The organism is Streptomyces chartreusis NRRL 3882, assembly GCF_900236475.1.
In the GTDB taxonomy this organism is placed as follows: Bacteria; Actinomycetota; Actinomycetes; order Streptomycetales; family Streptomycetaceae; genus Streptomyces; species Streptomyces chartreusis_D.
Window position 1 is genome coordinate 3,772,840 of record NZ_LT963352.1, and the last position, 12,209, is coordinate 3,785,048.

Here is a 12,209-nt window from a genome sequence, read left to right on the forward strand (position 1 = left end):
TTCTCTGCCGCACACGCCGAACACCCGGGGGAGACGAACCGTGGCACGCCGCGCTCTGACCACCACTGCCGTCACGCTGACCGCGACAGCGGCGCTGCTCCTGACCGGCTGTGGGGGTGGCGATTCGCAGTCGGACGACATCAAGGGGGCGGACAGCGGGCCGAGCAGCCCGTCGGCCTCCGCTTCGTCGTCTGCGGCGCCCGAGGTCAAGCGCCCCGTGATCAAGCTTCCCAGCAGCTTCCAGCTGACCTTCGAGAACTGGACGAGCAGCGACCCCGTCGAGCAGGCCGTACTCAACGACGCCAAGGAGGAAATCCGGGCAGGGTACGCGGCGATCATCGAGAACGACCCCGATAGCGAGGCCGTCGCCTTCTATGACACAGAAGGGGTCCGCGGGCAGACCAAGGAGTGGATCAGGTCCTACACGGACAAGAACCTCACCGTCATCGGCAAGCTGCCCACCTTCAACCCCAAGGTCAACCTTGCCAAGACCGGCAAGGGAGCATCGCTCAGTTACTGCACGGACGAGAGCGAGGCGAAGACCAGGAACCGTGCAACCAACAAGGCCGAGGGGAACCCGGCAGGCACGGACCCCTACGTCCTCTACTCGGTCTCCCTGGCGAAGAACGAGCAGGGCGTGTGGCAGAACGCGTCGGTGCACTCCGAGCGAGGGGCCTGCTCCAAGTGAGGTCACAGTACCGAGCCATACCCGTGATCGCCACGTCACTTGTCGTGGCTCTGTTGGGCTCGACGCCCGCCGGCGCGTTCGGAGGCGCCGGCTCGGACACGCGAGGCGAGGCCAACGGCAACGAACTGTCCGCCTCCGCCAAGCAGTCCCGGATCCAGGTCACGCAGACGAGCGGCCCCACCGGCGGCAAGCAGGGCACCCTCTCATCGACAGACGTGAACTGGGAGCCGCCGCCCTGCTGGTACGAGCCGGTCTTCACGCCCGAGCAACTGAAGAACTTCTCGGAGAACGACGGCAAGGGCGACGTCGCCCTCCGCCAGGGCTGGATCGGCTCGAAGCTCTGGACCGACCACTTCAAGGACGAGAAGGACGCCGCCAACTACTTCGGCACACCCAGCACGGTGAAGGGCTACAAGAACTACAACCTCGGTAAGGACGGCTACTTCTGGCGTGGAGTCTCTCCCAACGTCAGCGAGGTCGACGACACCTCACTGTGCAGTCGGCTCATGTTCTGGCAGGACGCCGGCGAGATCCCCGACGACCCCAACGCCCCCACTCCGGAAACCCTCGCCGACTACGCCTACAACAAGGTCAAGGTCCCCGAGACCGAGGTGGAGTTGAAGCCGGCTGCCAGGTCGACCGTGAACCTGCCGACCTGGGTGTGGCTGGACAAGGGCACCTTCAAGGAGGTCAAGGTCCGCGCCGAGCTCCCCGGAACGGGCCTGTGGGCGGAGACGACCGCCAAGCCGATCGCCCTCCACCTGGAGCCCGGCACCGAGGACGCCGAGACCTTCCCCGCCTCCGGCGACTGCGAGATCAACGAGGACGGTTCGATCGGCACCCCGTACACCAAGGGCGACGCCGACAAGACCCCGCCCTGCGGCATCCGCTACCTCCGCGCCACCAACGGCACCCCGTACCACCTCTCCGCCAGCGTCACCTGGCAGATCACCTGGGAAGGCTCCGACGGCACCGGCGGCGACCTGCCCGACGGCACCTTCGAGACCACGCAGGACATGAACGTCCAGGAGATCCAGTCGATCAATCGCTGACTCGATGCCGCACCTACCAACGGCGAGTGGCCACAGTGCGGTCAGACGTACGGGTTCTCGTTCGAGACCGGGGCCGCCGTGAAATCCACGCCACATGACACGCAGGTATGAGTCTTCCTCCTCGGGAGCCGAGACTTCGACGGCGTTGACCGTTTTCTGGTCCCTGAGGATGACGACGACGTCGAAGTCATCCCCCAGGGCCTGAATCTGCACCGCGGGTCATGGTCGAAGGGCCCCATCACGCGCACTTCGCCCCAGGAAGCAGCAGCCGTTCGGAGCATCCAGGATGATTTCCAGGTGTCGGCCGACCCGCACTTCCGCGCTCATCGCCGGAAGCACAGGCACCGGCACGGTTCGTCAGCTGCTTGTCACCCATTGCCGGCCCGCGTCACCCACGTGTCGGCCGATCGTGAAGATGCTTCGCAAGCGTGCGCACCCGCTGCGGGTCACCCGGGGTCCGGATCCTTGTCCAAGTCCAGGACATGCCAGTCCGCAGGCCTGTACCCCGCCATACCGCAACCCCAGTCACACGCGCATCAACGTCAACAACCGTATGCACACGTGAACTTACAAGGCACAATCGTTCGACGGAAAGATCGACTAGGGGTACGGTGCTGGTGGATCAGAACGTTGGGACGTTGGGGGGCTGCCAGATGGGCAAGGGCAAGAGCGACCTCGCGCTCCCGTTGACCGAGTTGGAGAGCTACGGGCGCCGGCTTCGTTCCATCAAGACCCGGCTGAATCACACCAAGAAGCTTTTCGAGTCCTACAGGGACGACATCGGCGACGGCAGTGTCAATGACGCGCTCGGGGATTTCGAGTCCAACTGGGAGGACGGGCGCGAGGACATCACGCAGCAGCTCGATGCGCTGGCGAGTATGTCCGATGCCGTGGTCCGGGAGTTCAAGAAGCTTGATGACGAGCTGGCCAAGAAGGCCAACGACGCCATGAAGACCGAGGACAAGCGGGGCGGGAAGGGCGGTAAAGGGGGCGGCGGCAGCAGCAAGTGAGGCCGCGCCCCTGACGTGAAAGGGCCCCGGATCCTGAGATCCGGGGCCTTTCGTGTGCCTGAGGTCAGGAAGCGACCGCGGCGTTGAGGTGCAGGTCCGCCGCGATGCCCTCGGGCGAGACGGCGAGGCCCACGCCGCCGCCCACACCGGTGGTGACGCCGGCGGCCGACGTCTCGACGTAGAGACCGGCTGCGGCGCCGGCACCCGCGGTGCCGCCCGCCTGGCCGCCGGCGATGGTGTCCAGCTCGGCGTCGGACATGTGGGCGGTCTCGATCTGCGGGGTGAAGGCCATGGAGGGCGGTTCCCTTCGTTTCATTAATTCGAAGTGCTCGAGCGCGACTGATCAAAGCACGTCGGGAGAAGGGTCGGCCAGTCAGTGCTTATCGGGGTGCGACGGATTTCGGTGACCCAATTCATGAGTGTGACCATTCGGTCAACGGAATACCCGTCGCCTTCACAGGTTCTGCCACGGTGCGGTACCGGAGTGCAATGCACGACGGGGTGAGCGAGTGGTTCTCAGTTCCCCCGGTGGTTTCTCACGACCTCGCGGTGAACGGTGTGCAGATCCGTGGAATGTTCCGGATCACCGGTTCACCGACTGGATCCAGGGGGACGACTCGGCCGGCTTTCAGCCGACCTCGTTCTCCGCCACCGCCTGCCCGTGGACGACCACGTCGCCGCCGTAGAACATGCCCGTGAAGACCGGGGAGTAGGTGAGCTGCACTTCGACCTGCACCTGCTGGGCGTTAGCCGCCACGCAGTGGGTGGCCGCGATGTCCGCGCCCGTCATGTCCATCTCGCGGGCGAAGGCCTTCACGCGGGCGTTGCAGTTCTCGTAGTTGATCGGAGCGGGGCCGCCCTCGTTGTCGTAGAGGGCTTCGCGGTCGATGTCCTGGGCGGCGTAGCGCGCCGCCTGTTCCGCGATGTCCGCCGCCCGTTCCCGCTTGGAGATGGACAGGCCGCCGTCGATCACGAACGCGGAGAGGGAGAGGAAGACCAGCGCGAAGATGATGACCGCACCGGCGCCGGAGCCACGGTCGTCCAGGTGTGCGCGACGGGCCGCCCACCACGATCGCCAGTAGGGCGGGAGGTGTCTCACGCCGACCTCCGGAACGGGTCGAGCGGGGAGCTGAAGCTCGCCGACAGCGTCGTCGGGACGTCGAGGCCGAGCATGGCGAGGCCCCGCACCTGGCAGCTCACCTCGACCGTGAAGATGGTGTCGGGCTCGAAGCCCTGGCTCGTCTGGACGACCGACACGGGGCCGGAGCAGACGTCCGTCAGGTTCGCCTCGGCGGCCTTCTTGGCCTCGGCCATGGCGGTGGCGTGGTCCTTCTGGATCGAGCCCGCGCGGGCCGCGTCCCGAGCCGCTCCGTCGAGCGCCCCGCGGCCGTCGACGAGCTGGCCGAAGGCCACCAGGACGAGGATGAAAAGGATCATCACCGGTGCGAGGATCACGACCTCGACCGTGGACAGGCCCTGGTCGTCCGCCCGCCGGCTGTCTTTCCGGAGCGCGGGGGGAGGGAGAGTCATCAGTTCTCCTCCTGTACGAACCGCTCCACCGGGCCGGCCGACTGCGCGTGCACCGTCAGGTCCAGCCCCGGGAACACCGTCGGCACCCGGGCCGCGATCTCCACACCGACCGTGTTCTGGTCCGGCTGGAGCATCTTCACGTCCGGCGCCAGCACGAGCTGCGGGCCCAGCTGGCGGATGTAGCTGTCCACCACGTCCTGGGCCTCGCCCCGCCACGCGCCCGGCTGTTCGTCGGCCGTGGCACGCGCCTTGCGCGCTCCCGCCTGGGCCGCCGCCTGGGCGACGTGGTCGGCGAAGAAGTACAGGGCGAACTGCACGGTCGCGAAGATCATGAAGAACAGTACGGGGGTGAGCAGCACGAACTCGATCGCGGTCATGCCGGAGTCACCGCGGGCGGCCGCCGCTCTCCGCGCGGCCCGCACCCTGCGGCGTATCCGTCTGCTCACGTCCGCCAGCATCCCCGTGAATCCCGTTGTCCGTACGAACGACTGTCCGTGTGACTGCCCCTGCGACCGTCCCTGTGACGAATCAGCAGGTCTTGCCCGCGTCCGCGCCCTTGATGCAGTCGCCGACCTTGTTGGCGCCCTCGCTCAGCGCGGCGTTGATGATGGCGGCCACGACACCGACGATCGCCACGACGACCGCCGAGATGATGACCCACTCGACCGCGGAGGCACCGCGGTCCAGTTCGCCGGAGCGGGCGCGCTCGGTACGGGCCTGGAGGAAGGTGACCAGGAAGTCCACGGCCGGGATGCCGGTGTGGAAGTTACGTCCGTTCATGACGTCTTGTCCTTTCGAAATCGGTTCACGGAGGTTCTGGAGTTGTGAAGGTGGCTCACTGCACGGCTCGCTGCACGGCTCACTGCACCTGGAACACCCGCATCGCCGCCGGAAAGATCAGGAACACCAGGAACCCTGCGCACAGCAGCAGCTGCGCCACGAGCATCGACTGGGACTTCTCACCCGCGCTGCCCTCGATCTCGGCGAGCTCGCGGTGCCGCATGGTCTCGGCCCGGGACGCGAGGGACTCGCGCACCTTGGCACCGTCGTCCGCGACCAGGGCCAGGGAGGCGGAGAGGTCCTTGAGTTCCTCGACCCCGAGTTCCTCGCCGAGCTGGCCGAGCGCCTGCCACTGGCTGAGGCCGGTGATGCGGGCGTCGGACAGGGCGTTGCGGATGCGCTGGTTGGCCCAGCCGTCGGAGATCTCGGCCGCCGCCATCAGGGCCTCCGGCAGACCGCGTCCGCCGGCGAGGCTCATCGACACCAGGTCGAGGTACGCGCCGATCACGCGCCGCAGGTCGCGCCGCTTCTCGGCCGCGTCTCGCCTTACCTCCAGGTCGGGCAGGAAGAAGAAGACGACCGCGAAGAGCAGCGCCAGCCACACCGGGATGATCGGGCTCCGGCCGACGCCCAGCGTGTAGACGATGGCGAACAGGAACGGGCCGAAGAACAGGCCCGCCACACCCAGCAGCACCTTCGTCGCCAGGAACTTCTCCCAGCTGCGGTCCAGGACCGCGAGGTCGGCGCGCAGCGAGCGCTGCTCCCACCCCTGCTGGAGGTAGAACTCGGACACCCGCAGGCCCACTTCGGCCCGCAGGGCGCCGAAGCGTCCCTTGTCCGGCTCGGTGCGCGCCGACTCGTACGCCGAGCCGCGTGCCCGCATCGCGTCGATCCGGGCGACCTGCGAGATCGCGCTCCGCTTGCTGGGCATGAGGGCGCGTATCAGGGCGTAGACGCCCAGGCCGAAGACGGCGCCGACGACGAGCGGCATCGTGAGGTTCACCGGCGTGCCCCCTCTTCCTGCGGCAGCTGCTGCTGAGGCTGCTGCGACGGCGTCCTGGGACGCACGAACTGGACAGCTGCCTCGTCCCGGACCAGGAAGCGTTCGGGCGTCTCGATGGTGGACAGCTTGCGCAGCCACCAGAAGCCGAGCGCGAACAGGCCGCAGACACAGGCCAGGACGAGCTGGCCGACGGCGGTGCCGTACGGCTCCACGAAGTCACGGTTGAAGATCGACAGGCCGAGGACGAAGGCGATCGAGACCGCCACGACGATCTGCACGGACCGCCGGGTCGAGGCGCGCTGCGCCATCACCCGCTGCCGCATGTCCACTTCCTCGCGCGCCGACTTGGCCAGGGCGCCGAGGACCTGGCGCAGACCGGGTCCGCGCAGGCGGGCGTTGAGGATCAGGGCCGCGACGATGATGTCGGCGGAGGCGTCGTCGATCTCGTCGGCGAGGTGCTGGAGCGCCTCGGGCAGCGGGGTGCGGGCGCGCAGGCGGTCGACGAGGGCGTCGAGGTGGGGGCGCAGGACGGGGGCGGCGGCGCGGGCGGAGGCCGGGATGGCCTGCTCCAGGCCGACGGCGCCGGCGATGGTGTCGCGCAGGGACTCCGTCCAGGAGGCCAGGGCCTCGACGCGGCGCATGGCGGCGCGTTCCTCACCGGCGCCGCCGAACAGGCGGTCCCAGAAGAAGACGAGGACACCGGCCGCGATGCCGGCGACGGCCCAGCGGGTGAGGACGAGGACGACCAGGCCGACGATGGCGGCGAGCGAGCCGCGCTGGCCGGCGAAGCGGATGAGTTCGCTCGCCCGCTCGGCGGCCTTCTGCTTCTCGTGGTCGGGCTTGACGGGCAGCCCGCGTACGGCGACGAGGAGGAGGGCGAGGCCGCCGCCGACGGCGACGCCGCTTCCTATCGAGTACAGGACGGTGGTGGAGAACAGGCCGCCCATGGAACCGAGGGAGCCGATTGCTGCGAGAGTCGTGTTCACCCCCGGCTCACCCCCAGGTCCCGGACGGCCGGTAGCCGTGTGCCATCAGTTCCTCCAGGCAGGCTAGGGGGGCGTGCGGCACGACCCGGCCGTCGGGGGCCTCCGCGAACACCTCGCTGGACAGGACGCGTCCGTCGACGCCGTTGACCTCGCGGACGGAGGTGACCATGCGCTGGAGGCGGCCGCCGTTGCCGAAGTTGTTGCGCCGCTGGATGAAGACCACGAAGTTCACCGCGCCCGCGATCAGCATCTGGCTGGCCTCGATGGGCAGCCGCTCGGAGGCCTGCAACGCGTAGGTGGAAATACGGTTGAAGACCTCGCTGGAGCTGTTGGCGTGGATCGTGGACAGCGAGCCGTCGTTGCCCTGCGACATCGCGTTGAGCATGGTGACGATCTCGTCGCCGAGGACCTCACCGACGATGACGCGGGAGGGGTTCATACGGAGCGAGCGGCGCACCAGTTCCGCCATGGAGATGGCGCCCTGGCCCTCGGAGTTGGGCAGGCGCTCCTCGAAGGCGACGACGTTGGGGTGCAGGTCGGGGAAGGTGTCGAGCCCGAGCTCCAGGGCGCGCTCGACGGTGATGAGGCGCTCGTGCGGCGGGATCTCGTTGGCGAGGGCGCGCAGGAGCGTGGTCTTACCGGCGTTGGTGGCGCCGGCGATCATGATGTTCTTGCGGGCGCGGACCGCGCAGGCCAGGAAGTGGGCGACCTCGGGGGTCAGCGTGCCGTTGCCGACCAGGTCCGAGATGAACACCTTGCCCATGCGCGCACGGCGGATGGACAGCGCGGGGCGCCTCGCCACGTCCATGACGGCCGACAGACGCGAACCGTCGGGCAGCCGCAGGTCGAGCTGCGGGTTGGCGGAGTCGAAGGGACGCGAGGACAGACCCGAGTAGGCACCGAGGACCTGGATGAGCTCGATGAGCTCCTCGTCGGTCTCGGCGACCGGGTCGCCCTTCACCTCGCGCCCGTCGGCGTAGCCGACGAACACCTGGTCGCACCCGTTGATGTCGATGTTCTCGACCTCGGGGTTGTCCAGCAGCGGCTGGAGCCGGCCGACGCCGAACAGCGCCGCGTGCACGGCGGCCGCGTACTGCTCCTCCGTCTCGGCGTCCAGCGGGGTACGGCCCGCGTTGATCTCGGCGCGGGCGTACTCCTCCAGGATCTGGGCTATGACGGCGCGGGCGTACTGCCGTTCGTCCTCCGTGGACATCGGAGTGACGTTGTTGATCTGGTCCTGACGACGCTGTTCGGCGATGCGGTCGCCGGCGTCCTGACGGAACCGCTTGACCAACTGGTGGTCGACAGCGGTCATGTGCCGGCCCCCGCGTGGCCCTGCATCTGGCCCGGGTGGTTGTGCTGGACGTGGTGGGCCTGCTGCACCTGGTGGGCCTGGTTCGCCTGGGCGGAGGCGGCCCAGGCGGCGCCGTACTGCTGGTAGAGGTCGGCGGCGACCTTGCGGGCCGAGCGGATCAGCAGCGACTTGTCGAGACGGCCGCGCCTGCGGCCGGCCAACTGGTCGGCGCCGGCCGGGTCGTCGGCGATGGTGCCGACCACGCGGGCGCCGGTCTGGGCGTGCACGAGCATGTCGTTGACCTGCGAGGCGAGCTTGCCGGCGTTACCGGTGTCGGCGATCAGGACGACGCCGATCACCGGGTTGGCGAGGCTCGCGGCACCGCGCGGTCCGCCGTGCAGCTTGCCGGCGAGCGCCGCGGCACGGTCACGCACCCGGGCGATCGCCTCCGGCTCGGTACGGGAGAGCAGCAGCACGAGGGAGGCGTGCGGGAACAGCTCGACGGCAGGGGTGTCCCCGCTGATGCGTCCGCAGTCGGCGATGACGTCGGCGGCGGCGTTCGGGGAGTCGGCGAGGGAGGCGAAGGCGTGCCCGAGGGTGGGCCAGAGCCCCGCGAGCCCGGCGGCCTGCTCGGCGATCCCGAGCCCGACGAGCACCTCCAGTCCCCCGCTGAGCGGCTGGACGTGGTCCCAGAGCTGGTCCGGTACGAGTCCGCGGCGCGCGGTGGCGGCGATGGACAGCATGCCGGTGTTGGGGTTGAGCGGTCCGCCGTGCGCGGCGGCACTGCGGTAGACGAGGTCACCGCCCGCCGGGTCCGTCTCGGCGAGCAGGACGCGCCGCGGCCAGACCGCCGCGAGGGCGACGGCCGCGGTGGTGACGCCGGGGGAACCCTTGTCGGCGGCGAGAGCGATGAGCGCCATGGGTCGGGTGCCGCCTTCTAGTTGCCGGGGACGTGCACGATGGCGACCTCGTTCGCGGCCGCCGCCGAGGCGAGCGCGGCCGCGTCGGCCTGGTCGACGAGGAGGGTGAGCGAGAGGTTGCCGGTGCTCACGGTGGCGTCGCTCTCGTCCTCGACGGCGTTCACGCGCGCGTTCTCGACGAGGGCGCCGCCGGAGGACGAGGTGCCGCCCGAGCCGGTGCTGTCGCCGGAGTTGTTCGAGCCGGCGCCGCTGGTGCCGACGCGGTAGGCGGAGACGACGTCACCGGCCTTGATGTCCGACGGGTACTGGCCCTCCTTGAGGGCGAGACCGACGGAGGCCTTGCCCGCGGGCAGGCTCGCCTTCTTGGCGAACATCTCACCGACCGCGAGGGTGCCCGGGTAGATCGTGGATTTGGCCTTGTAGGTCTGGATGGTCTTCAGCTGCGACCACTCGACGTAGTGGATGCTTTCGTCCTTGGCGACCATGACGGAGGTCACGTCGGAGTCCTTGAGGGACTCGCCGGCCTGGACCTCCTGCGTCACCTTGACGACCTCGATGCGGTCACCGGCCTGGAGCACGAGCATCGTCGCCCCCAGCGCACCCACCAGGATGAGCAGCACGGCGAGCGCCGCCAGTGCCGGTTTGCGCTCGCGAGGTGGTGTGGGAAGCCGGTCACCGACCGGCGGCTGAGCCGGAGCGGCGGAACGACCGGCGCCCGCCCCCGTACGCTCTTGGATCTTCACGCAACCGCTCCCCGTACACCCAAGAATATGTCTGTCAATTTGCCTTCAGATGTGGACACTTCACCCGCGCCTCCCCGCACGGAGACGCGCGGAACGGGCCGGACGTACCCGCCCGACCTGGGCAAATAGCCAGCACTGAGGGTGAGTGTCAAGCCATCGCACCGTATCAGCCGCACATAAGCCCCTCAAGGCGCGTCCGGCCTCTCGGACCCCACGCCGCGGGCCGTTACCCATCTGCAACTTCCCGCCCACGCACGCCTGTCGGGAACCGAGCCGCAACGGGAAACCACCTGTGCGCCAGCGAATCCGCGACCGCTCCAACCGTCACCGGCGATCCGGTCGTCCGTCACCTGTCGGCCATCATGCCTGCACGATTCACTCACGAAGTCGAGGGCGCGCAGCGGCTGTCGGGCGCGGGACAGCGGCTTCAGCAGAGCGCGGCGGCGTCCCTGATCCCGGTCGTCGCCATCCCGGCCCGAGGCCACCGGTACCCGTCCCGGTCCTCACCGCACGGCGCCGCGTCCGACCCGCGCTCCCTTCCCCCCCAAGCACCGGCAAAACCAGCCCCATCTCCCTCTCAAGCCCCGCCCATCGTTCGACCAGCACAGGCCACGGTGCGTCATCCCCTGCCTAAGATCACGAACGCCCCGCCCACCGGACCCGCCGGGAACGCATCGTGAGTGATCTGCGGCTCGAGGACACCGTCTTCGAGGACCTGAAGCGCACCTTCTCGACGATCTCCGACCGCATGGACGGTGCTCGGCGGACGCTGCGCGGTACGGACGGGTCGGTCGTCGGCGCGCCGAAACTCGTCGACGACGTGCACGACTTCGCCGACGACTGGGCCTACGGCATCAAGCAGCTCGGCAAGCACACCCAGAACGCGGTCAAGATGATCAACAAGATCGGCCAGACCTTCGACAAGCTGGACCTGGAGCTGGCCGAGTCGATGAAGGCGCCCCGATCCGGCAAGAAGGGGCGCTGAGGAACGCATGGGACGTCCCTCCTTCCCCCACATAGGCTGGGACCCCACCCCCGGCGACGTCGAGCAGACCCGCGAGCTGGCCAAGCGGATCGGGGGACTCGCGAGTGAACTCGGCACCGCGGTACGGGAACTGGAGCGCATCGAGTGCGGCGCCTGGAAGGGCAAGACCGCCGTCGCGTTCAGCGAGCACATCTCCACCGACGTCACCCCCCTGATCAGGAAGAGCTACGAGTCCTTCGACAAGGCCTCCCGCGCCCTGCACCGCTGGGCCGGTCAGCTCGACGGCTTCCAGGACGAGGCGGACCGGCTGGAGAAGGAGGCCGGGGAGAAACTCGACGCCCAGGCGAAGGCCAAGGAGGGGACCGAGGCGTACGGGAAGGCCTCCGGGGACGTGAACGGGGTCATCCAGAAGGTCCACGACCTGGAGGAGCGCTACCGGCGCGCCGCCGGGCTCACAGGGCGGGATCTGGACAAGGCCGCCGACATCGCGCCCGACGAGCCCGGCTTCTGGGACAAGCTCGGGCACGGGATCGCCGACGCCTGGGACGCGACCGGGGAGTGGTTCAAGGCCCACGCCGACCTCATCAAGACCATCGGCGACGTCCTGAGCCTGGCCAGCGGCGTGCTCGGGATGCTCGCCATCATCACCGCCCCCTTCGAGCCCCTGGGCGCGATCTTCGCCGCCGGGGCGATGATCACCAGCGGGGCCGCCCTGCTGACCCACGCGGTCGCCAAGGCGGCCGGAGCAGACGTCGGCTGGGCCGAGATCGGCTTCGACGCGCTGGGCATCCTGCCGGGCGTCAAGGGACTGACCGGCAGCGCCGAGCTGGCCAAGGGCGCCAACGCGGCCGCCCGGGCGGCGGAGTTGGGCGAGGGATATCGCGGAGTCACCAGCGTCGGCAGGTCGTTCGTGCTCTTCGGGCCGTTGAAGGCCGCGCCCGTGGTGAAACTCGGGGAAGGCGGCAGCAGGCTGACGCTGGCCGTGGAGAGCGGGCTGCAGAACGTCCGCAAGGGGCAGATCCTCGGCACGCAGGGCATCAACACCATCGCCTCGAAGCTGCCGTTCATCAAGGGCGAGGAGGCCATCGCCCCCATGAGCCGGGCGGGACGCGCCCTCGACGCCTCGATCAAGGGCGGCCTCAACGCCCTGAAGCTGCACACCATCGCCACGCACGACTTCGGGGCGCACTCGTGACCGCCACCGTCGTGGCAGGCGCC

At 69.0% G+C, this 12,209-nt stretch carries 15 protein-coding genes; 5 read left to right on the forward strand and 10 right to left on the reverse strand.

Annotated elements, in window-relative coordinates; all coding sequences use genetic code 11:
- Positions 1-40 precede the first annotated feature (40 nt).
- From SCNRRL3882_RS16835 to SCNRRL3882_RS16845, 3 genes are all read left to right on the forward strand, one after another.
- On the forward strand, positions 41-688 hold the full coding sequence (locus tag SCNRRL3882_RS16835) for a hypothetical protein (RefSeq protein ID WP_010041588.1): 648 nt from the start codon (positions 41-43) through the stop codon (positions 686-688).
- Between the two features lie 44 nt (positions 689-732).
- The gene (locus SCNRRL3882_RS16840; RefSeq protein WP_231911133.1) at positions 733-1,740 is read left to right on the forward strand and encodes a hypothetical protein; all 1,008 of its coding nucleotides are present in this window, start codon (positions 733-735) and stop codon (positions 1,738-1,740) included.
- A gap of 653 nt (positions 1,741-2,393) precedes the next feature.
- Positions 2,394-2,750: a hypothetical protein gene (locus SCNRRL3882_RS16845; RefSeq protein WP_029181288.1), complete on the forward strand. Its 357-nt coding sequence runs from the start codon at positions 2,394-2,396 to the stop codon at positions 2,748-2,750.
- Between the two features lie 64 nt (positions 2,751-2,814).
- On the opposite strand, the gene SCNRRL3882_RS16850 is transcribed toward SCNRRL3882_RS16845, so the two are convergent.
- From SCNRRL3882_RS16850 to SCNRRL3882_RS16895, 10 genes are all read right to left on the reverse strand, one after another.
- Positions 2,815-3,042, reverse strand: a complete 228-nt coding sequence (locus SCNRRL3882_RS16850) for a hypothetical protein (RefSeq protein WP_010041596.1) — start codon at positions 3,040-3,042, stop codon at positions 2,815-2,817.
- 336 nt (positions 3,043-3,378) lie between these two features.
- A complete protein-coding gene (locus SCNRRL3882_RS16855; RefSeq protein ID WP_010041598.1) occupies positions 3,379-3,849 on the reverse strand; it encodes a TadE/TadG family type IV pilus assembly protein in 471 nt (156 codons plus the stop codon).
- Positions 3,846-4,280, reverse strand: coding sequence for a TadE/TadG family type IV pilus assembly protein (locus tag SCNRRL3882_RS16860; RefSeq protein ID WP_010041599.1), 435 nt, complete (start codon positions 4,278-4,280; stop codon positions 3,846-3,848). Before SCNRRL3882_RS16860 ends, SCNRRL3882_RS16855 begins: the two co-directional genes overlap by 4 nt.
- Positions 4,280-4,738 (reverse strand): TadE family protein, encoded by a 459-nt coding sequence (locus SCNRRL3882_RS16865; protein ID WP_040903397.1) that lies wholly within the window; start codon positions 4,736-4,738, stop codon positions 4,280-4,282. Before SCNRRL3882_RS16865 ends, SCNRRL3882_RS16860 begins: the two co-directional genes overlap by 1 nt.
- A gap of 70 nt (positions 4,739-4,808) precedes the next feature.
- Positions 4,809-5,060, reverse strand: a complete 252-nt coding sequence (locus tag SCNRRL3882_RS16870) for a hypothetical protein (RefSeq protein WP_010041603.1) — start codon at positions 5,058-5,060, stop codon at positions 4,809-4,811.
- A 79-nt stretch (positions 5,061-5,139) separates the two neighbouring features.
- Positions 5,140-6,063, reverse strand: coding sequence for a type II secretion system F family protein (locus SCNRRL3882_RS16875; protein WP_010041608.1), 924 nt, complete (start codon positions 6,061-6,063; stop codon positions 5,140-5,142).
- Positions 6,060-7,010: a type II secretion system F family protein gene (locus tag SCNRRL3882_RS16880; protein WP_010041611.1), complete on the reverse strand. Its 951-nt coding sequence runs from the start codon at positions 7,008-7,010 to the stop codon at positions 6,060-6,062. The genes SCNRRL3882_RS16875 and SCNRRL3882_RS16880 overlap by 4 nt, the downstream gene beginning before the upstream one ends.
- 46 nt (positions 7,011-7,056) lie before the next feature.
- Positions 7,057-8,364 (reverse strand): CpaF family protein, encoded by a 1,308-nt coding sequence (locus SCNRRL3882_RS16885; protein WP_010041612.1) that lies wholly within the window; start codon positions 8,362-8,364, stop codon positions 7,057-7,059.
- Complete coding sequence (locus SCNRRL3882_RS16890; RefSeq protein WP_010041613.1) at positions 8,361-9,263, reverse strand: hypothetical protein; 903 nt, start codon at positions 9,261-9,263, stop codon at positions 8,361-8,363. The genes SCNRRL3882_RS16885 and SCNRRL3882_RS16890 overlap by 4 nt, the downstream gene beginning before the upstream one ends.
- A gap of 17 nt (positions 9,264-9,280) precedes the next feature.
- Positions 9,281-10,006, reverse strand: coding sequence for a hypothetical protein (locus SCNRRL3882_RS16895; protein ID WP_029181290.1), 726 nt, complete (start codon positions 10,004-10,006; stop codon positions 9,281-9,283).
- Between the two features lie 676 nt (positions 10,007-10,682).
- On the opposite strand from SCNRRL3882_RS16895, the gene SCNRRL3882_RS16900 reads away from it, so the two are divergent.
- A complete protein-coding gene (locus SCNRRL3882_RS16900) occupies positions 10,683-10,991 on the forward strand; it encodes a hypothetical protein (protein ID WP_010041617.1) in 309 nt (102 codons plus the stop codon).
- Positions 10,992-10,998: 7 nt separating this feature from the next.
- On the forward strand, positions 10,999-12,186 hold the full coding sequence (locus tag SCNRRL3882_RS16905) for a putative T7SS-secreted protein (RefSeq protein ID WP_010041619.1): 1,188 nt from the start codon (positions 10,999-11,001) through the stop codon (positions 12,184-12,186).
- The last annotated feature ends 23 nt before the right edge of the window (positions 12,187-12,209 follow it).